Genomic DNA, 18,562 nt, shown 5'->3' with positions numbered 1-18,562 from the left:
GTCGTCCCTCACGCTTCGAAGAGCGCCTGCCCCCAGTACTCGCCCGGCGCCGGCCCGGCCGGGCACGCGAACACCGCCGACCCGACATGCTGGATGTACTCGTTGAGTGCGTCCCGTCGCGCCAGTTCGCGCTGCATCGGCACGAACTGCTCGAGCGGGTTGCGGCAGAACGCAATGAAGAACAGGCCCGCGTCCAGGTGGCCGAGTCCGTCGGAGCCGTCGGTGAAGTTGTATCCCCGGCGCAGGATCTTCAGCCCGCCGAGGTGCTGGGCCGACGCGAGCCGCACGTGCGCGTCGACGGGGACGAACGGCCCGTCCGGTCCTTTGGACTCGAGATCGAGTTCGTCGAATTCGCCGGTCTTCCCGAGCGGAGCGCCCTCGCGCTTGGTGCGGCCGATCACCTGTTCCTGCTCCTGCAGCACCGCCCGGTCCCACTGCTCGATGAGCATCCGGATCCGTCGCGCCACCAGGTAGGTGCCGCCGGCGAGCCAGGCCTGGTCGTCGCCGGCGTCCACCCAGACCGATTCGGCGAGCGCCGCGGGATCCTCGGCCTTGAGATTGTTGGTTCCGTCCTTGAACCCGAACAGGTTCCGCGGTGTCTGCTGCGACGTGGAAGTCGACGAGGTGCGGCCGAAGCCGAGTTGCGACCAGCGCACCGACGCGGTGCCGAACGCGACCCGAGCCAGATTGCGGACGGCGTGCACCGCGACCTGTGGATCGTTGGCGCACGCCTGGATCGCGATGTCGCCGCCGCTGCGCGCGGGATCGAGGTTGTCCGCCGGGAAGTGTGGAAGATCCTGCAGCGCAGCAGGTTTGCGAGCGGACAATCCGAACCGCTCGAAGAACGACGGTCCGAACCCGATGGTCAGGGTCAGCTGGGAGGCGTCGAGGTCCAGGGCCTCGCCGGTGTCGGTGGGCGGATGGTAGGGGCCCTCGCCGGTGGCGCCGTCCTCGGTGGCCTCGCGCCCGGCGGTCATCCGCTCGGCCATCTCCGTCCACGTCCTCAGCAGCGTGATCATCTCGTCCCGGTCGTCGGTGGTGACGTCGAAGGCGACGAAGTGCATGCGGTCCTGGGCGGGGGTGACGATCCCGGCCTGATGCGCACCCCGGAACGGGACGGTGCCGGCGTGGCCGGCGTCCGTGCCGGGGGCGGTGACCCGGCCGACCACCGCGCCCGCCCCGGCGAGCGCGGCGCCGGCGCCGACGGCACCGAACAGGCGCCGGCGGGAGATGCCCGCGCGGGACGCGGGTGCGGAGGTCGGCGTCTCGCTCATGCGCCCCCTGCCCCCGCGACGACGCCCTGCACCTTGCTCACCTCGGCCGAGAGTGCGTCGAGCAGGCGGGAGAGCTCCTGGCGCTGCGACTCGGTGACCGTGTCGTAGGAGACGAAGCCGTCACCCTGCCGATACTGCGCGAGCACGGCGTCCAGATCGGCGAAGCGGGTGTCGATGGCCTGCGCCAGCTGCGGGTCGTTCGCGTCGAGGATCGGGCGCAGAGCCGCGACCGCGGCCTGGGAGCCGTCCACGTTGCCCTGGAAGTCCCACAGGTCGGTGTGCGAGAAGATGTCCTCCTCACCGGTGATCTTCGAGGTCGAGACCTCGTCGAGCAGACCCTGCGCGTTGCCGGCGATCTTGGTCGGATCGACCGTGTAGTCGTCGGCATTCACCAGGTCGGCCAGCTCCTGGACGTCGGCGGCGAGTCGATCGGCGATCGCAGTCGTGTCGGACTGGGCGCCCTGCACCCACAGGTCCTTCTCGAGCCGGTGGAAGCCGGTCCACGCCTGACCGGGCTCGAGGTCGGCCTCGCGCAGGTCGATCCGGGGATCGAGGTCGCCGAAGCTCTCCGCCTCGGGTTCGATCCGTTCGAAGTAGGTGCGGCTGATCGGGAACAGCCGCTTGGCCTCGTCGACGTCACCCGCCTTCACGGCGGCGACGAATTCGCCGGTGGCGGAGACGAGCGCCTCGGTCTGGCTGCGGATGTACCGGCGGTAACCGTCCCCGGCCTCGGCGAGCTTGCCGTCGGCGTCGGTGGCGGCCTTGGAATCACCCGTGACCACGAATTCCTGCCGGATGCCGTCCCCGACCATCCCGGGGCGGCAGGACAGGTCGTAGGTGCCGGCCTCGGGCAGGTTCACGATCAGCTGCCGGGTGAGTCCTGGGCCGATGTTCTCGATCTCGCCCATCACCCGGTCGCCGGCGGCGAACACGTAGAACTCGGTGACCGTGGTTCCGTTGTTCGTGATCCTGAAGGAGGAGTGCCCGGTCGTGCCCTTCGCCGCCGCCACCTCGCATGCGTTGTCGGTGGCGGTGACGGCGATCGAGTCGTCGGCTGCGGTCGACTTCTCGGTGCAGCCCGCCAGAGCGAGGGGCAGGGCCGCTGCCGCCGCGAGGGCGTACGTGGATCGGCGCATGTGATCGGTGCCTTTCGAACAGGAGGGGTCAGGCGGCGACGGCGGGTTCGGCCGTGCGCGCCGGCGCGACGGGACGCAGGAACAGGGACAGGACGACGGCGAGGTAGCTCACCCACGCGACGGCCTGCAGGATCGTGGGATCCGGGCGGAGGTTGAGGATGCCGGCCAGCACGGTTCCGTACCAGCTGCCGGCGTCGTAGTGGGCTGAGGCGTCGAAGGCGAGAGTGGAGCCGCCGGGCAGGACGCCGCCGATCTGGAGGGCGCGCAGGCCGTAGGCCAGGATGCCGGCGGCGACCACGACCAGGAAGACACCCGTGTACCGGAAGAAGCGGGCCATGTCGATCCGGATCGCCCCGAGGTACATCAGGACCGTGAGGACGGCGGCCACGCCGAGCCCGAGGAGCAGGCCGACGAGCGGCCACGCGCTGCCGGCGGTGTTCTCGGCGTACCCGACCATCAGCAGCGCGGTTTCCAGGCCTTCACGCCCGACCGCGAAGAACGACAGGGTCAGTACCGCGGCCGGTCCTGCGAGCAGTGCCTTCTCCATCCCGGCGCGCAGATCGCCCGAGATCGACCGCGATGCGGTGCGCATCCATAGCACCATGGCGGTCACGATCACCACCGCGACGAGCGAGGCGAGACCCGCGGCGACTTCGGCGGCGAGCCCGGTGAGGGTGGTGGTGCCGAGATGGATGATCGCGAATGTCGCGGCCACCATGGCGACGGCAGTGCCGACGCCGAGCCGTACCCACCGCAGTGCATCGCGGCGCTCGGACTTGACGAGGAAGGCGACGAGGATCATCACGACGATGCCTGCTTCGAGGCCTTCGCGCAGGCCGATGAGACCCGAACCCATCAGCTGGGTGGCGATCGAAGGCGCCCCGGAACTCGCGGCAAGCACTGACATGGACACGACTCCAAAAGTTAGGTGAGGCGAACCTCTATTAGGTGATGCAAGCCGAAAACATACACCCGGCGAGAGCGCCGTCGAAAGGGACCTTGGTCTCTTTACCTGCGCTTTGCCGGCGATATGGATGATGGGAACCATGCCCCCTGCCACCTCGCCGCGACGCTCACCGTGGCCGCGCGTCCTGTTCGGCGCGGTCGCTGCGACGATCCTCGTGGTCGTCGGGGTTGCGGTCTGGAGCCCACGCGAGCCGCGCATCCCGATCCCCGACGGCGTCCCGCCCGTACCCGGCACCGCCGTCCCGGCGATCGACGTCGACGCCCCCGGCCGCACCGCCGACCAGTTGCGGGACTGGGCCGCGCCGCAGGCCGAGGCACTCGGCATCCCCCGCACCGCCCTCGAGGCCTACGGTCACGCCGCCGCCGTGCTCGCCGCCGCGCGCCCCGGCTGCGGTCTCGCCTGGACGACCCTCGCCGGTATCGGAAGCGTCGAGAGCCGGCACGGCCGGTACAACGGCGCCGCCATCGCCCCGGACGGCCGCGTCGACCCGCCGATCCGCGGTGTGCCCCTCGACGGCGGACCCGGACTGGCCGAGATCCGCGACACCGACGGGGGCCGCCTCGACGGTGATCCCGTTCTCGACCGGGCCGTCGGGCCCATGCAGTTCATTCCCGAGACCTGGTCCCGTTGGGGTGTGGACGCGAACGGCGACGGCGTCGCCGATCCCGACAACATCGACGACGCGGCCCTGTCCGCCGGCCGCTATCTGTGCGACCGCGGAGGCGACCTCACCACTGCCGAGGGGTGGACGCGCGCTCTCATGGCCTACAACCTCTCGGGTGAGTACCTCGCTCTGGTACGCGACCGCGCCGCCGCGTACGGGGTGGGCCGTCGACCCTGACGCGACTGTCCGATCCGTCCGCCTCGCCACCGGGCAACCCGCCGGTGGCCGCCACCGCGGGGCGCGCCGTGCTTCGGGCGCAGGTCGGGGCGGTTAGGCTGTCCCCAGCGTGCAGACCCCGCAGCGTGAAGTCCATCGAAGGAGAATCAGCCAGTGGCCATCATTGAGCAGGTAGGAGCCCGCGAGATCCTCGATTCGCGTGGTAACCCCACGGTCGAGGTCGAGGTGCTGCTCGACGACGGAAGTTTCGCCCGCGCTGCGGTGCCGTCCGGTGCTTCCACCGGTGAGCACGAGGCCGTCGAGCTGCGCGACGGCGGCGAGCGCTACTTGGGCAAGGGCGTCGAGCAGGCCGTCGAGGGCGTCCTCGGCGAGATCGCCCCGGCGATCATCGGTCTCGACGCGACCGAACAGCGCACCGTCGACCAGGCCCTCCTCGACACCGACGGCACCCCCGACAAGGGCCGGCTCGGAGCCAACGCGCTCCTCGGTGCCTCCCTCGCCGTCGCCAAGGCGGCGGCCGAGTCCTCCGGGCTCGAGCTGTTCCGCTACCTCGGCGGCCCGAACGCCCACATCCTGCCCGTGCCGATGATGAACATCCTCAACGGCGGCGCTCACGCCGACACCGGCGTCGACGTGCAGGAGTTCATGGTCGCCCCGATCGGCGCGCCCACCTTCAAGGAGTCCCTGCGCTGGGGCGCCGAGGTGTACCACTCCCTCAAGTCCGTGCTCAAGAGCCGCGGCCTGGCCACCGGCCTCGGTGACGAGGGTGGATTCGCGCCCGACGTCGCCGGCACCAAGGAGGCCCTCGACCTCATCAGCGAGGCCGTCGCCAAGACCGGTCTGAAGCTCGGAACGGATGTCGCGCTCGCGCTGGACGTCGCCGCCACCGAGTTCTACACCGCGGGCACCGGCTACAAGTTCGAGGGCAAGGACCGCACCGCGGACGAGCTCGCCGACTTCTACGACGAGTTGCTCTCCGCATACCCGCTCGTGTCCATCGAGGACCCGCTGAGCGAGGACGACTGGGACGGCTGGGTCGCGCTGACCGACAAGATCGGCAACAAGGTGCAGCTGGTCGGCGACGACCTCTTCGTCACCAACCCCGAGCGCCTCGAGGAAGGCATCGTCAAGGGTGCCGCCAACGCGCTGCTCGTGAAGGTGAACCAGATCGGCACCCTCACCGAGACCCTCGACGCGGTCGATCTCGCGCATCGCAACGGGTACAAGTCGATGATGAGCCACCGCTCCGGCGAGACCGAGGACACCACCATCGCGGACCTCGCCGTCGCCGTGGGCAGCGGCCAGATCAAGACCGGTGCCCCGGCCCGTTCCGAGCGCGTCGCCAAGTACAACCAGCTGCTGCGCATCGAGGAGTCGCTCGGCGACGCCGCCCGGTACGCCGGCGAACTGGCGTTCCCGCGTTTCAGCATCGAGGGCTGAGCGCACCCGCATGAGCCAGCGCGGTAGGTCCCGGCCCGGCGCCCGGCGCACCCGCACCGAGGGTGCGCCAGGCGCTCGGCGGCCCAGCCGGGCCCGCCCGGCCGGACCGACCGCCTCGACGGAACCACCCGCCGACGCCGCAGGCGCCCGCGCCGGAGGCACCGGGGGCCGGGCCCGGCCCACCCGGGTCGGGACGCCGCGCGAATCCCGGGCCGCCCGCCCCGAGCGCACCTTCTTCGGCCTGTCCACCGGCCGTGCCGTCGTCCTCGCCCTCGTGGTGTGCGGGCTCGCCCTGACCCTCGCGGTTCCGCTGCGCACGTACGTCAGCCAGCGCTCCGAGGCCGAGCGGGTCGCCGCGGAACGGGCGCAGCTCGAGCAGGAGATCGCGGCGCTGCGCGAACAGAAGGCGCAGATCGAGGACCCGGCGTGGATCCGCGCCCAGGCCCGCGAACGGCTGCGGTTCGTCATGCCCGGCGAGACTCCCTACCAGGTGCAACTGCCCGGCGACTACCAGGAACCGGTCGCCGAACAGGCCGAGGAGCTGCCCTCCACCGGCGCCTGGTACAGCGACCTGTGGCAGTCGGTGTCCGTACCCGCGCCAGAACCCGAACCCGCCCCGGTGCCGCGGCAGATGCCGGTGGCGCCCCCAGAACCAGGAGAACCGACCGGGTGACCGATCCCGTCGCACAGGAAGACCTCGACGCCGTCGCCGCCCAGCTCGGGCGGGCTCCGCGTGGCGTTCTCGCGATCGCCTACCGCTGCCCGGACGGCGCCCCCGGCGTGGTGAAGACCGCGCCCAAGCTGCCGGACGGCACGCCGTTCCCGACGCTGTTCTACCTCACCGATCCGCGGCTCACCGCCGAGGCCAGCCGGCAGGAATCCGGTGGGGTCATGAAGGAGATGACCGAGCGGATCGCCGCGGACCCGGCGATCGCGGCCGCGTACCGCCGTGCCCACGAGTCCTACCTCGCCGAACGCGACGCGATCGAATCGCTCGGCACCGACTTCAGCGGCGGCGGCATGCCCGACCGCGTCAAATGCCTGCACGTACTCATCGCGCACTCCCTCGCCAAGGGACCGGGCGTGAACCCGTTCGGTGACGAGGCCGTCGCCCTTGCCGCCGACGCCGGCCTACGCGGCACCGCGATCCCCGTCGACTGGCCCACCTACGCCGAACTGCGAGGGCAGAGCGAGTGACCGCGGGTACCCGCCGCGTCGCGGCGATCGACTGCGGCACCAACTCCATCCGCCTGCTCATCGCCGATCTCGACGACGACGGCCGGCTCACGGACGTCACCCGGTTGATGCGGGTCGTGCGGCTCGGGCAGGGCGTCGATGCGACCGGCCGCCTCGCTCCCGAGGCGATCGAACGCACCCGCGTCGCCCTCGTCGAATACGCCGGGCTCGTCCGCGAGACCGGGGCGCAGGCGGTGCGGATGGTGGCCACGTCCGCCACCCGCGACGCCGCCAACCGGGACGACTTCTTCGCCATGACCCGCGAGGTCCTCGGCGCGGTGATCGCCGGTGCCGAGGCCGAAGTCATCTCCGGCGACGAGGAAGCGCGGCTGTCCTTCACCGGTGCCGTCGGCGAACTCGATCCGTCACGAGGGCCGTTCGTCGTCGTCGACCTCGGCGGCGGATCCACCGAGGTGGTGCTCGGCGACGCGGACGGCGTGCATGCCGCCTACTCCACGGACATCGGATGCGTGCGCCTGACCGAGCGGTGCCTGCACGACGATCCGCCCACGGCCGAGCAGGTCGCGGCGGCCCGCACGTTCGCGGGGGAGAAGATCACCGAGGCGCTCGCCCACGTGCCGGTGGAGCAGGCCCGCACCTGGGTCGGCGTCGCCGGCACCATGACCACGATCGCGGCGCTCGCGAACGAGCTCGAGGAGTACGACCCCGAGCGGGTGCACCTGTCCACCGTCGGCTTCGACCGGTTGCGCCAGGTGTGCGACGGCCTGCTCGCCGCCACGCACGACGAACGCGCTGCGCTCGGCCCGATGCACCCCGGACGGGTCGACGTCATCGGCGGCGGAGCCGTCGTCACGACGGTGCTGGCCGACGAACTCGCTCGTCGCGCGGGCATCGGCGAGCTGGTCGTGAGCGAGCACGACATCCTCGACGGAATCGCCCTGTCGATCGCGTAGGCAGCCGCGGCACCTCAGCCGACAGCCCCCCCGCCCCCAGCCGTACGCGGCGACGATCGTCGCCGCGGATGACTGGGCGCGACGCGGCTGCGGGCGCCGAGGTACCACGCTCTACTCTCTTCTTGCGCCCCCATAGCCCAATTGGCAGAGGCAGCGGACTTAAAATCCGCCGAGTGTCGGTTCGAGTCCGACTGGGGGCACCACAAAGCTGGCCATCCGGGAGCGACTCGACCAGCGCGTCCGCCGCGGCTTCCGGCCCGCCACCCGCGGGGCCGAGGGCGGGGGCCGTGACGGGCATCACTGGCAGCCGCGACTTCCGTCCCTACAATGCCCTGTGTGCTTACCGAACCAAACGATCGCCTGGGGGCGTCCGTCCGCAGGGGTGCAGTGCGGCTCGGCATCGTGTGTGGGTCGCTGGCCCTCGCAACCGGACTCTCCCCTTTTGCCTCCGCGGATCCGGGTACCGCAGACGAACAGGTCCGCGCCTCCGCGCCCGAATTCGCTCCGATTCCGGGGACGGCCGGCTCCCCGCTCGTGGCCACCGCCGACGAAGGGGGCATCCGCCGCGCGCCGGCGCCGCTGGTGGTGCGTGCGGCCGACGACTTCGATCGTCCGGACGGCCCGCTCGGCCCGAACTGGATCACCCGAGGGGGCGGCACCCTGAGGATCACGAACGGTCATCTCGACGGCCGGGGAACTCCGTCGACTCCGCTGAGTCTCGCGTTCTGGAGTGAGCCGATGCCGAGCGAGACGCAGGTGATGCGGTGTGTGGTCCGCTGGAACGGTCACGACCCGGAGCACTCGTCGATCGGTCCGGTGGTGCGCGCCAATCCCGGTGTCGACACCGGTGTGCAGTTCGCCTTCACCGAGAGCATGATGGCGTTGTACTACGAAGATCCTTCCAGCCCGAACGGATTCGCCCCCGCCGCGGGGACGCCGCAGTACGCGTCCACGTCGAAGTTTCCCGAAGGCGCGGTCGTCGAGCTGCGTGCCGACGGGAATCGGTACACGGCCCGGGTCAACGGCAGGATCGTGCTGCAGGGGACCGTGGAGGCCGACGAGATCCCGTTCACGAATCGGTACGTCGGCACGGTCATCCAGGACGACAGCCGGGAGCGGGGTGGTGGACAGCCACCTGCTCAGCTCGACGATTGCCGGGCGCTGACTCCCTGACATCGCGACCCCGTCGAGCGATGACCCTGCCCGAACGGTGATCGGTTCACGACATCGCGCCGACCGCTCACCGGACGTCCGGTCCACTCGTCTCGCCCAGCGCAGGGCCCGCGATGACGATACGTTCGGAGAATGTCGAACGAAACCGAAAGTGCCGTTCTGTCCCTGGGTACCCCGGTCACGATGAGCATCGTCCGGGCCTTCCTCGCGGGCGCCCCGGAAGACGCCACGCTGGAACTCGATTCCTCCGATCCCGGAGAGCCGAAGCTCGTGCTGACCTGGGCGCAGCGTCAGGAGGGGTGATCCACGGCGGGGGCGGTCCCGACCGGTCGTGGTCAGGGCCGCTCCCGCTTCTCCCGTTTCTCCCAGTCGTGCCCGACCTGTTCTTCCAGCGTCCATTCCGGGGTTCCCGACCGCGGGTGGGTGTGCGCCCATGCGAGGGCTTCGTCCTCGGTCTCGAACGACTGCTGGTCGATGACGGCACCGTCTCGGTCGACTATCCGAAAGTGCTTCACACTCCGGATCGTTCCAGGCGAGCACCCCCTCCGGGTCGCATTCGGCCGAATACGGCGCCCGGAAGGCCGGGGGAGGAGCAACACGCCGGCAGCCGTCGTTGCCGCCGGTGAGTCTTCCCTGGCAACGTCAGCGCAGCGTCCCGCCCGAGGTCAGGAGCAACAGCACTGTCGCCGAGACGACCACCGCGGCGACGACTGCGACGATCGCCACCATGCCGCGCGGGGACTCGGGGTCACCGAAGAGCGGTTCTTCCCTGTCCCACTTCCACCGGCGGCGCACACCTACAGGAAACCGGATGCCCGGTATGTCTGCAAGATTTAGTCGCGCCGCTGGTCACCGGAAGCGACGTCTCCGCAGTGTCTGCACCGCGGTGGCCGTGGCGGCGCCGGCCACGACCCACGGTGCGCCGACGATGATCGGATCCATCCACTCGTGTGCGACGTCGACTCGCTTGCGCCCGGCTCGGGATCTCATCCCGTGGTGTGTGAACTCGCTCCGGACCCCCGTCTCGGTGATCGGATTGTCCGGACGTCCCGTGGCGAAGGAGCGAAGGTGGGACTCGGCGGCGTCGACCCGATCCGCACCGAGGAGGATGAGCCAGTGCGCGGCGCGGCCCTCGCTGAACCGGCGGTAGGCATACTTGCGCAGGACCCCCGACAATCCCCGGGGCGGGCAGGAGGTGCCGAAGACCGGGGGGAGGAACGCATGCTCGATCGAGCGTTCGCGGGGCCATCGCTCTTCCTGGCGTTCCGGGAAATCCCAGTGGGCACCGCTCGCACCCGGATCGAACCGTTCCTTCGGCACGGCCGGCCGATCCTTCGGGTCGAGGTCCACGCCCCACCCCGGGATGGTGGCGCGCAGTTCGTCGCTCGACTTCCTGCGTCCGGGCTTGTCCGCTGTGTAGGGCATGGTCGCCGGTTCCTCCTCAGTTGCCGCTCGGCACGACGACCGGCTTGATGCAGTCGTCCAACTTGGCCGAGAAGATGTGATAGGCCTCCGCGATGTTTTCGAGTGGGATCCTGTGCGTGACAATCTCTTTGGGATCGAGGTAGCCGTTTCGGATGTGCTCGAACAGGCGTGGCCACTGCCGCTTGACCGGGCACTGGTTCATCCGCAGGGTCAGTCCCTTGTTCATGGCGTCACCGAACTTCACGGCGCTGAACATCGGGCCGTACGCGCCCATCACCGAGATCGTCCCGCCCTTGCGAACCGAGTCGATCGCCCAGTTCAGGGCGACCGGAGAGCCGCCCTGCAGTTTGAACTTGGCTGCGGTGACGTGCTGCAGGAGATTGCCGTCGGCCTCGGCGCCGACCGCGTCGATGGCCACGTCGGCGCCGAGGTGGTCGGTGACCTTCTTCATGTGCACGACGATGTCGTCGTACTCGGCGAAGTTGTACGTCTCGGCGTGCGCGAACGTACGCGCCTTCTCGAGCCGGTAGTCGAGGTGATCGATCACGATCACACGTCCGGCACCCATGAACCACGCCGACTTCGCGGCGTACAGGCCCACCGGTCCCGCGCCGAAGACCACGACGGTGTCGCCTTCGACGATGTCGCCGAGCTGCGCCCCGAAGTACCCCGTGGCGAGCGCGTCGGTGCACATCAGCGCATCCTCGGCGTCCATCCAGTCCGGGACGAGCGCCGGTCCGACGTCGGCGAACGGTACGCGCACGAATTCGGCCTGGCCACCGTCGTATCCGCCGCAGGTGTGCGAGTAGCCGTAGATGCCGCCGACGGCGGTGGCGTTCGGATTGACGTTGTGGCAGTTCGAATACAGCCCGCGCGCACAGAAGTAGCACGAGCCGCAGTACACGTTGAACGGAACCATCACCCGATCCCCGGGCTTCAGGTTCTGCACCGACGACCCGACCGCGTGGACCACGCCGACGAATTCGTGCCCGAACGTCATACCCACGCGGGTGTCGGGCATCATGCCGTGGTAGAGGTGGAGATCGGAACCGCAGATGGCGGCGAGCTCCACCCGAACGATCGCGTCGTTCGGGTGCTCGATCCTCGGGACGTCCTTCTCCTCCACGCGTACCTTGTACGGTCCGCGGTACACCATCGCTCGCATCCGCGCCTCCTCGGGTTGCCTACGACAGATACCCGGTGGCGCAGCGTCGATACGGGCACCGTGGGCCGAGGGTGTCGAATCCGCCCTCCGGGAGTCCTCGAGTGCCGGGCGGGCTATCCCCTCGTCGCCTCGACCACTCGCTCGGCCACCGCACGCGACGACGCCGGGTTCTGCCCGGTGTAGAGGCGGCGGTCGACTACCACGTGCGATTCCCACGCCGGTCCCGCGTCGAATCGGGCACCGCTCTCGCGGAGGCGGTCCTCGAGCAGCCACGGTGCCTTCTCGGCGAGCCCGGCCTGCGTTTCCTCCTCGTTGGTGAAGCCGGTCATCCGGTACCCGTCGAAGAGCCAGCCGCCGTCGGCACCCCGTGCGGGCAACAGCGCTGCGGGAGCGTGGCATACGACGGAGACGAGCTTGCCGGCGGCCACGAACTCCGCGAGCAGCCTGCCGAACGGTTCGGACGCGGCGAGGTCCTCCATCGGACCGTGTCCGCCCGGGACGAAGACGAGGTCGTAGTCCTCGGCGCGCACGTCCTCGAGCACGGCGGGCGAATCGAGGACCGGCTTCAGCTCCGTGAGAGCCCGCCGCAGCTCGTCACTGCGGTCCTCGCCGCCGGTGGCGTCGGGCGCGAGGCTGGCCTCGTCCACGGCCGGGCTGCGGCCGCCCGGCGTGGCGAACGTGAGACGGAAGCCGGCATCGGTGAACACCCGGTACGGCTCGATCAGTTCCTCGGCCCAGAATCCCGTCGGGTGGCGCGTCCCGTCGGCGAGCGTCCAGTGATCGGCTCCGGTCACGACGAACAGCACCTCGGTCATGTGATCAATCCTTCCGGTCGGGAGCGGGCCGTGGGGCGACCCGCAGGGTGCGTTCCCGTTCCCGGCCGGTTCCAATCACTGCGGGCGGCGCCCGTCCTGTTCGTCACTGCGGGCGGCGCCCGTCCCGATCGTCACCGCGGGCGGCGCCCGGAATGACGAACGCCCCGGCACGGAGCCGGGGCGTTCGCGTGGCCGGGTCTTCCCCTCCGGCCGAGGTCCACCCTACGCCACCGGGTGGCGGTCCGGCCGCACGGGTCGTCCGGTGCGGGCGCGGTGCCGGGATCGTCTGGCGGGCATGCCATCCCGCGGTCCGGAACGATACGGCTGGCGTTCAGGCGCGCGCGGAGAAGATGGTGGTGTAGTCGTACGGACCGCTCGGCGGCTGCGAGGTCGCGACGGGCTCGGTGCTGCCCTCGTCGCCGGGAGTGGTGGGCTCGACGAAGAGCGGCGTCTGGAACTCGGTTTCGTTGTGCATGATGTCCTTTCGGGCCGGCGAACCGTGTCGGGCAGCGTAGCTGTGGTACCCCGACGCTGCCGCCGCTACACCCGCACCCGGTATGCGGGTACGGCAGTTCCGGGGCAGGGCTCGGTGGGTGGTGCTCGACCGAAATCACGCTGTACTCGCCCGATCGGAAGCGATCGACCGAGACGTGTCGTCGATGCCCTCACCCTACACGCCGTCGGATGGCCGATGCGTTACGCGCACGGAACCTGTGCGTGACGTGTCGCGGGGTGCGGTGCGGACGAGGTGGGGCAAAGCCTTGTTCGTCCGGTTCGGTCGCGTCTACGGTGAGTGCAGACCGCGTGTACGACACTCCGAATCGGAGGCCGCTATGAAGGCCGGCAAGATCGTCATGTTCGTGGTTGGTGTCCTGCTCTCGATGCTCGGACTGGCGTTGCTCGCCGCCGCGGGGGTGCTCGGCTGGGGGTACTTCGTCCAGCGTGACGACGGCTGGTTCACCGGTCCCACCGAGCGCTACCGCACCGACTCGAGCGCGCTCGTCTCCGAACGCATCGACCTGGTCTTCGACGACACGCCCACCGGTTTCGGCGCCGAGGACTTCGGCCGGCTCAGGTTGCGTGCGGCATCGGAGGATCCCGGACGCCCGGTGTTCGTCGGTATCGGCCCGCAGCGGGAGGTCGACGCCTTCCTGTCCGGAGTCGCACACGCCGAACTCACCGACGTCCGGTTCGAGCCGTTCCGCGCCGAGTACCGCGAGATCCCCGGCGACGATCCCGCCCGGGTGCCCGGTGACGAGGACTTCTGGGCCGCCTCGGCTGCCGGACCCGGAACGCAGGAATTGCGCTGGGACTTCCAGGAAGGGGTGTGGTCGATCGTCGTGATGAACGCCGACGCCACCCCGGGCGTCGCTGTGGACCTGCAGGCGGGTGCCCAGTTCCCGTTCCTGGGACCGCTCGCGCTGTGGCTGCTCGTCGGCGGGCTCGTCCTGCTGGTGATCGGGGTGCCGCTGCTCGTCCTCGGCGCGGTGGGACTCGGCCGGCACGGCCCGCCCTCGGCGCACGCGCCGCCGCCGGCCGCCGTCGCCCCGGGCACCTACCCGGTGATGCTGCGCGGCGACCCGGACGCGCCGTCGCGCGGGCTGTGGCTCGTGAAGTGGCTCTTGGCGATCCCGCACTACATCGTGCTCTTCTTCCTCGCGATCGCACATTTCGTCACGACGATCGTCGCGGGCTTCGCGATCCTGTTCACCGGCCGCTATCCGCGGGCGCTGTTCGACTTCAACGTCGGCGTGATGCGGTGGTGGTGGCGCGTCGGGTTCTACACGTACGCGGCCCTGGGCACCGACCGGTATCCGCCCTTCACGCTGCACCGCACGGACTATCCCGCCGACTTCGACGTCCCCTACCCGGAACGTCTCTCCCGGGGACTGGTGCTGGTCAAGTGGTGGCTGCTCGCCATCCCGCACTACCTGGTCCTCGGCGTGCTCGTCGGGGGCGGGGCCACCGCGACCTCCGACAACTGGGACGATGCCGTCTGGATCTACTCGTGGTCCCTGCTCGGCATTCTCGTGCTCGTCGCGGCGATCGCCCTGCTGTTCACCGCTCGCTACCCGAGCGGGTTGTTCGATCTCGTCGTGGGCATCAACCGCTGGCGCTTCCGGGTGTGGGCCTACGCGGCGCTGCTGCGCGACGAGTACCCGCCGTTCCGGCTCGACCAGGGCCCCCGGGAACTGCACGAATACGCGCCGGCGGCCGGTCCGCGCGACGACCTCTCGCCCGAACCCGGTCGAACACAGATCCCGCTGTCGAAGGAGCAGTACGGCGACGCGACCTCCGGGGAGCAGGCCCGGCCCGGAGAGGGACGCTGACGGCCCCGGACACGAGCGGTGGCCCCGTCGACGGGGTCGACGGGGCCACGCGCGTGCGTGCCGCGGCTACTTCTTGAACGAGTCCTTGACCTTGCCGGCGGCATCGGAAATCTTGTCGCCCGCCTGCTTCAGACCGCTCGACGCCTGGTCGCCGCGGCCCTCGGCCTCGAGGTCGCGGTCACCGGTCGCGCGTCCGGCGCCCTCCTTGGCCTGACCGGTGGCGTCCTCCGCCTTGTGCTTGGCCTTGTCGATGAAATCAGCCACTTCATCCTCCTTCGTCCGTGGTCTCTTCCGGAACCGGATACCCCACCCCCGGCCGCGCCAACCCTGCGCGGCGCGGGTTTGGGCGCCGGATCGCCGGGGAAAGCACCCGGCATGGCTACATACCGAGTGATCGACCCCAAGGGCGAAGTGGTGGCGACCAAGGACATCGAGAGCGCGGACGACGCGCACGCCTGGTTCGTGGACTCCAAGGCCGACAACAGCGAGCTGGGCTGGCGGATGGAGGTCAGGGTCGAGGGCGACGACGACTGGCGGTTCTTCGACGACTCCGAAGGCACCACGTAGCCCGAGCGGGCACGTGCCGTACCCGGGCGTGCGTCACAACCAGTTGCGTTGCTTGAACACGATGTAGAGGGTTCCCGCGGACGCGGCGATGACGGCGGTGCTCGACAGCACCCCGCTCCACTGCCCGAAGCCGGGGTACGGCACGTTCTGCCCGTACCAGCCCGTCACCGCGGTGGGCACGGCGATGATCGCGGCCCACCCCGTGAGCTTCTTCATCACGGTGTTCAGACGCGCGTCCTGCAGCGACAGGTTGGTTTCGAAGACGGTGGTGATCATGTCGCGCAGGGATTCGGTCCATTCCGTCGCGCGGATGACGTGGTCGTACAGGTCGCTGTACCAGCCGTCGAGTTCGACGGAGTTGCCCCGCTCGGCCCGGTGCCGCATCACCGCGGCGACCACCTCACGCATCGGCAGGACGACACGGCGCAACTGGACGAGTTCCTTGCGTACCCGGTAGGTGTGACGCTGGAGCGCGCGAATGTGCGCGCGCTCGTCGAACAACCGGTCCTCCAGTTCCTCGATCGCGTCGTCGAGCCCCTGAATGGTCTCGAACTGGCCGTCGACGACGACGTCGAGCAGCCCGTGCAGCAGCGCGGCGGTGCCGTGCCGGAGCAGATCGGCGTTGTCGTCCCACCGCCGCACCACCTCGTCGACGTCCAGGCCGGTGCCCCGGTGCACCGTGACCAGGCCGCGGGGGACCACGAACACCGAGACCCGCGTGGTCCTGAGCCGGGACCCGAGCGTGTCGGCCGGCTCACTCCCGTCCGCCAGCGACGTGGCGTAGACGGTGAGGAAGGTGTGAGTGGAGTAACGGGTGACCTTCGTGCGTTCCCCGTGCGCCACCACGTCCTCGACGGCGTGCGGATCGAACGCCAGCTCCTCCGCGATGTCGGTCAGTTCGCGGTGCGTCGGATCGTGCAGGTCCACCCACACCAGGGCGGTCTCGTCCTGGAGGTACTCGGAGACGTCCGCCAGCGGGTAGTTCTCGGCGACGAGCCGTCCGTCGCGCCAGAGCCTGGTGCGGATGTGGTCGGGGACGGCAGCGGTCACGCTCGCAGTCTGCCCTACCCCGGGGTGTTCGGGGCGGCCCGGGTTCACAGCGCGATGCTCGCGCCGCCGGCCTCCGCCAGCCGCACCATCTCGTCGAGGAAGGCCTCGTCCACCGCCGGCCAGTCCGGGGGCCACAACAGGGTGCGCAGCCGATCGCGCAGCAGTGGCAGGAGCGGCACCACGTGGGCTCCCCCGTCGACGAGGTAACGGAGCATGCCCAGGCGCCCGCACGTCGCCACGGCGGGGGCCAGCACGTGCTGGGCCTCCTCGATCCGTCCGGCGGCGTGCAGGCACGCCACCAGCAGCCGCACCGCCTGCAGTTCGGCGCGATGCCGACCGCGTCCGGAGACGCGACGGTGCCACAGCCGGGCCCACTCGCATGCCTCGGCGGCGTCCTCGGCCCTGCCGCTGCCGTAGAGCAGCCGGATGGCGGTGGCGTCCTCCACCTGAGCGGTGATCTCCGTGATGCCGTCGGGGTCGGGGGCATCGGACGCCGGCATCCGTCGCGGGGCGGGCTGCGGCCCCGGCAGGCCGAGCCGCACGCGCTCGTTGACCACCCGGGCACGCAGTCGCGGCAACCGGTAGTCGTCGGCGGCCCGCGCTCCCTCGTCGAGCAGTGCCGCCGCGGCGGCGCGGTCACCGCGCAGCGCCTTGAGCCGCGCGGCCGTGACGAACCGGGCGATCATGAAGTCGGGTACGCCGCCCTCGGTTCCGAGCTCGTGACTTTCGTCGAGCAGAGCCTCGGCCTCGGTGATCCGGCCCTGTTCGTAGAGCAGCTCCCCGAGCATGGCGGCGGCCAGCCGCGCGGCGTGGGTGTGGATGCCGCCCACCTTGCGCGCGGTCCGCAGTCCCGCACGGAAATGTCTCTCGGCGACGGCGACGTCGAGCTGCTCGTTGGCCGCGATCCCGAGCAGACATTGCCCGTACACGCGGCTGAAGGGGCCGTTGGCGGCGCGGTGGTACGGCTCGGCCCCCCGCTGCCGCTGCCGGGCGGACTCGAAGTCGAATCGGTAGATGTCCACGAAGGTCGCCACATTCGCCGCGACGGACACCACCCACGGCCGGAACGCGTCCGGATCGTCCAGGCACGGCGCGACCCTGTCCGCCACGTCGGCGATGCGGTCGGTGGAGACTGCGACGACACCCTCGACGACGTCGGCCTCGACCTGCAGGACGGCGATGTCCTCCGCCGCCGCGTTGCAGCAGCTGAAACATCCCCGCGCCGCCGCGAGTGCGGTGCGGGTCTGGTCGGCCCGTTGCAGCAACGCGTTCGCCCACGCCACCGTCATCTGCAGCCGCGGGTGTCCGGCCACCACGCGGGGCGGTAGCTTGGCGACCAGCGCCAGCAGAGTCGTCATGTGGGAGTGCTCGATCAGGAACATCCCGTCGGCGGCGATGATGTCGACGGCGAGTTCCTGGTCGTCGGCGCTGAGGGCGTGGTCCACGGCCTCGCGCAGCATGTGCTGGTGTGCGAACCACTGCGCGGCGGCACGATGGAGCGGCTCCACGCGTTCGGGATGATCACGCTCGAGCCGGCGGCGCAGGAAATCCCCGAACAGCCGGTGGTAGCGGAACCAGCTGCCCTCGTCGTCGACCCGGCGCAGGAACAGATCCCGGGCCTCGATCTGCTCGAGCATCGCCTGTCCGTGCGGGTCGCCGGTGAGCGCGGTGGCGAGGCTGCCGGTGATCTCCTCGGTGACGGACGTCGCGAGCAGGAACTCGTACACCTCCGCCTCGAGGGTGTCGAGCACGTTGTCCGCGAGGAACTCGCCGATGGCGTGGTGGCGGCCCGAGAGGTTCTCGATCAGATCGGTCGGATCCTCGCTGTCGCGCAGGGACAAGGACACCAGTTGCAGCGCGGCGACCCAGCCGTCGGTGACATCGGTCAGGCCCCGGATGTCTTCGGGACCGAGGTCGAGGCCGCTCACGTCGCGCAGGAAGCCCTCGGCTTCCTCGGCGTCGAACCGCAGAGCGTCCGAGTCGATCTCGACGAGTTCGTCGAGCACCCGCATCCGGCTGAGCGGCAGCCCGGCCCGGCTCCGGCTGGTCACTACGATCTGCAGGTGATGACATCCTCGGTCGAGGAGGAAGTCCAGTGCCGCGACGGTGCCCGGTGCGGTGACGAGGTGCCAGTCCTCGATCACCAAGGCCATCGGGGTCTGCTCGCGATGGATCTCGTCGATGAGGGTGGACAGGACGTACCGTTCGGCGTCGTCGCCGTGGGCCTCG

The 18,562-nt window shown here is 70.3% G+C and carries 20 protein-coding genes, 1 tRNA gene and 1 pseudogene; 10 read left to right on the top strand and 12 right to left on the bottom strand.

Going from position 1 to position 18,562, the window contains the following annotated elements; all coding sequences use genetic code 11:
* Positions 1-8 precede the first annotated feature (8 nt).
* Genes efeB through efeU form a run of 3 tightly spaced genes read right to left on the bottom strand, consistent with a single transcriptional unit; the run spans position 9 to position 3,317 of the window.
* Positions 9-1,274, bottom strand: coding sequence for an iron uptake transporter deferrochelatase/peroxidase subunit (efeB, locus tag OEY_RS0105540; protein ID WP_010592914.1), 1,266 nt, complete (start codon positions 1,272-1,274; stop codon positions 9-11).
* Positions 1,271-2,410, bottom strand: a complete 1,140-nt coding sequence (efeO, locus tag OEY_RS0105535) for an iron uptake system protein EfeO (RefSeq protein ID WP_010592913.1) — start codon at positions 2,408-2,410, stop codon at positions 1,271-1,273. The genes efeB and efeO overlap by 4 nt, the downstream gene beginning before the upstream one ends.
* 28 nt (positions 2,411-2,438) lie before the next feature.
* Positions 2,439-3,317: an iron uptake transporter permease EfeU gene (efeU, locus tag OEY_RS0105530; RefSeq protein ID WP_010592912.1), complete on the bottom strand. Its 879-nt coding sequence runs from the start codon at positions 3,315-3,317 to the stop codon at positions 2,439-2,441.
* 139 nt (positions 3,318-3,456) lie between these two features.
* Here efeU and OEY_RS0105525 point away from each other — a divergent pair, with 139 nt between their 5' ends.
* The 8 genes from OEY_RS0105525 (at position 3,457) to OEY_RS30800 (ending at position 9,284) form a co-directional block, all read left to right on the top strand.
* Positions 3,457-4,218, top strand: coding sequence for a lytic transglycosylase domain-containing protein (locus OEY_RS0105525; RefSeq protein WP_010592911.1), 762 nt, complete (start codon positions 3,457-3,459; stop codon positions 4,216-4,218).
* A gap of 153 nt (positions 4,219-4,371) precedes the next feature.
* A complete protein-coding gene (eno, locus tag OEY_RS0105520) occupies positions 4,372-5,658 on the top strand; it encodes a phosphopyruvate hydratase (protein ID WP_010592910.1) in 1,287 nt (428 codons plus the stop codon).
* Between the two features lie 10 nt (positions 5,659-5,668).
* Positions 5,669-6,331, top strand: a complete 663-nt coding sequence (locus tag OEY_RS0105515) for an FtsB family cell division protein (RefSeq protein ID WP_010592909.1) — start codon at positions 5,669-5,671, stop codon at positions 6,329-6,331.
* Positions 6,328-6,855, top strand: a complete 528-nt coding sequence (locus OEY_RS0105510) for a DUF501 domain-containing protein (RefSeq protein ID WP_010592908.1) — start codon at positions 6,328-6,330, stop codon at positions 6,853-6,855. The genes OEY_RS0105515 and OEY_RS0105510 overlap by 4 nt, the downstream gene beginning before the upstream one ends.
* Complete coding sequence (locus OEY_RS0105505; protein ID WP_010592907.1) at positions 6,852-7,808, top strand: Ppx/GppA phosphatase family protein; 957 nt, start codon at positions 6,852-6,854, stop codon at positions 7,806-7,808. Before OEY_RS0105510 ends, OEY_RS0105505 begins: the two co-directional genes overlap by 4 nt.
* Before the next feature lie 126 nt (positions 7,809-7,934).
* A tRNA-Leu gene (locus OEY_RS0105500) sits at positions 7,935-8,011 on the top strand.
* A gap of 133 nt (positions 8,012-8,144) precedes the next feature.
* Entirely contained in the window at positions 8,145-8,981 is an 837-nt protein-coding gene (locus OEY_RS0105495; protein ID WP_230831643.1) for a hypothetical protein, read from the top strand.
* Positions 8,982-9,113: 132 nt separating this feature from the next.
* A complete protein-coding gene (locus OEY_RS30800; protein WP_017680293.1) occupies positions 9,114-9,284 on the top strand; it encodes a hypothetical protein in 171 nt (56 codons plus the stop codon).
* 32 nt (positions 9,285-9,316) lie between these two features.
* On the opposite strand, the gene OEY_RS0105485 is transcribed toward OEY_RS30800, so the two are convergent.
* From OEY_RS0105485 to OEY_RS30790, 6 genes are all read right to left on the bottom strand, one after another.
* Positions 9,317-9,496: a hypothetical protein gene (locus tag OEY_RS0105485; RefSeq protein ID WP_017680292.1), complete on the bottom strand. Its 180-nt coding sequence runs from the start codon at positions 9,494-9,496 to the stop codon at positions 9,317-9,319.
* A 127-nt stretch (positions 9,497-9,623) separates the two neighbouring features.
* Positions 9,624-9,776: a hypothetical protein gene (locus tag OEY_RS30795; protein ID WP_172603545.1), complete on the bottom strand. Its 153-nt coding sequence runs from the start codon at positions 9,774-9,776 to the stop codon at positions 9,624-9,626.
* Positions 9,777-9,830: 54 nt separating this feature from the next.
* Positions 9,831-10,406 carry a hypothetical protein gene (locus OEY_RS0105475; protein ID WP_010592905.1) on the bottom strand — a complete coding sequence of 192 codons (576 nt, stop codon included), beginning with the start codon at positions 10,404-10,406 and terminating at the stop codon, positions 9,831-9,833.
* A gap of 16 nt (positions 10,407-10,422) precedes the next feature.
* Positions 10,423-11,571, bottom strand: coding sequence for a zinc-dependent alcohol dehydrogenase (locus OEY_RS0105470; RefSeq protein ID WP_010592904.1), 1,149 nt, complete (start codon positions 11,569-11,571; stop codon positions 10,423-10,425).
* A 113-nt stretch (positions 11,572-11,684) separates the two neighbouring features.
* Positions 11,685-12,386 (bottom strand): type 1 glutamine amidotransferase domain-containing protein, encoded by a 702-nt coding sequence (locus OEY_RS0105465; protein ID WP_010592903.1) that lies wholly within the window; start codon positions 12,384-12,386, stop codon positions 11,685-11,687.
* Between the two features lie 331 nt (positions 12,387-12,717).
* Positions 12,718-12,861, bottom strand: a complete 144-nt coding sequence (locus OEY_RS30790; protein WP_017680289.1) for a hypothetical protein — start codon at positions 12,859-12,861, stop codon at positions 12,718-12,720.
* A 358-nt stretch (positions 12,862-13,219) separates the two neighbouring features.
* Here OEY_RS30790 and OEY_RS0105455 point away from each other — a divergent pair, with 358 nt between their 5' ends.
* Positions 13,220-14,716 carry a DUF4389 domain-containing protein gene (locus OEY_RS0105455; protein WP_010592902.1) on the top strand — a complete coding sequence of 499 codons (1,497 nt, stop codon included), beginning with the start codon at positions 13,220-13,222 and terminating at the stop codon, positions 14,714-14,716.
* A 66-nt stretch (positions 14,717-14,782) separates the two neighbouring features.
* On the opposite strand, the gene OEY_RS0105450 is transcribed toward OEY_RS0105455, so the two are convergent.
* Positions 14,783-14,980, bottom strand: a complete 198-nt coding sequence (locus OEY_RS0105450) for a CsbD family protein (RefSeq protein ID WP_010592901.1) — start codon at positions 14,978-14,980, stop codon at positions 14,783-14,785.
* A gap of 111 nt (positions 14,981-15,091) precedes the next feature.
* On the opposite strand from OEY_RS0105450, the gene OEY_RS0105445 reads away from it, so the two are divergent.
* Positions 15,092-15,283: a hypothetical protein gene (locus tag OEY_RS0105445; protein ID WP_010592900.1), complete on the top strand. Its 192-nt coding sequence runs from the start codon at positions 15,092-15,094 to the stop codon at positions 15,281-15,283.
* A 33-nt stretch (positions 15,284-15,316) separates the two neighbouring features.
* Here OEY_RS0105445 and OEY_RS0105440 read toward each other — a convergent pair whose 3' ends face one another.
* The gene (locus tag OEY_RS0105440) at positions 15,317-16,333 is read right to left on the bottom strand and encodes a magnesium transporter CorA family protein (RefSeq protein WP_010592899.1); all 1,017 of its coding nucleotides are present in this window, start codon (positions 16,331-16,333) and stop codon (positions 15,317-15,319) included.
* Between the two features lie 44 nt (positions 16,334-16,377).
* Positions 16,378-18,562 (bottom strand): annotated as a pseudogene (locus OEY_RS28070) (serine/threonine-protein kinase); the annotation flags it as partial.

The organism is Rhodococcus sp. P14 (genome assembly GCF_000256505.1).
In the GTDB taxonomy this organism is placed as follows: domain Bacteria; phylum Actinomycetota; class Actinomycetes; order Mycobacteriales; family Mycobacteriaceae; genus Rhodococcus; species Rhodococcus ruber.
The sequence above is the reverse complement of the archived record's forward strand: the minus strand, read 5'-3'. Positions and strand labels throughout refer to the sequence as shown.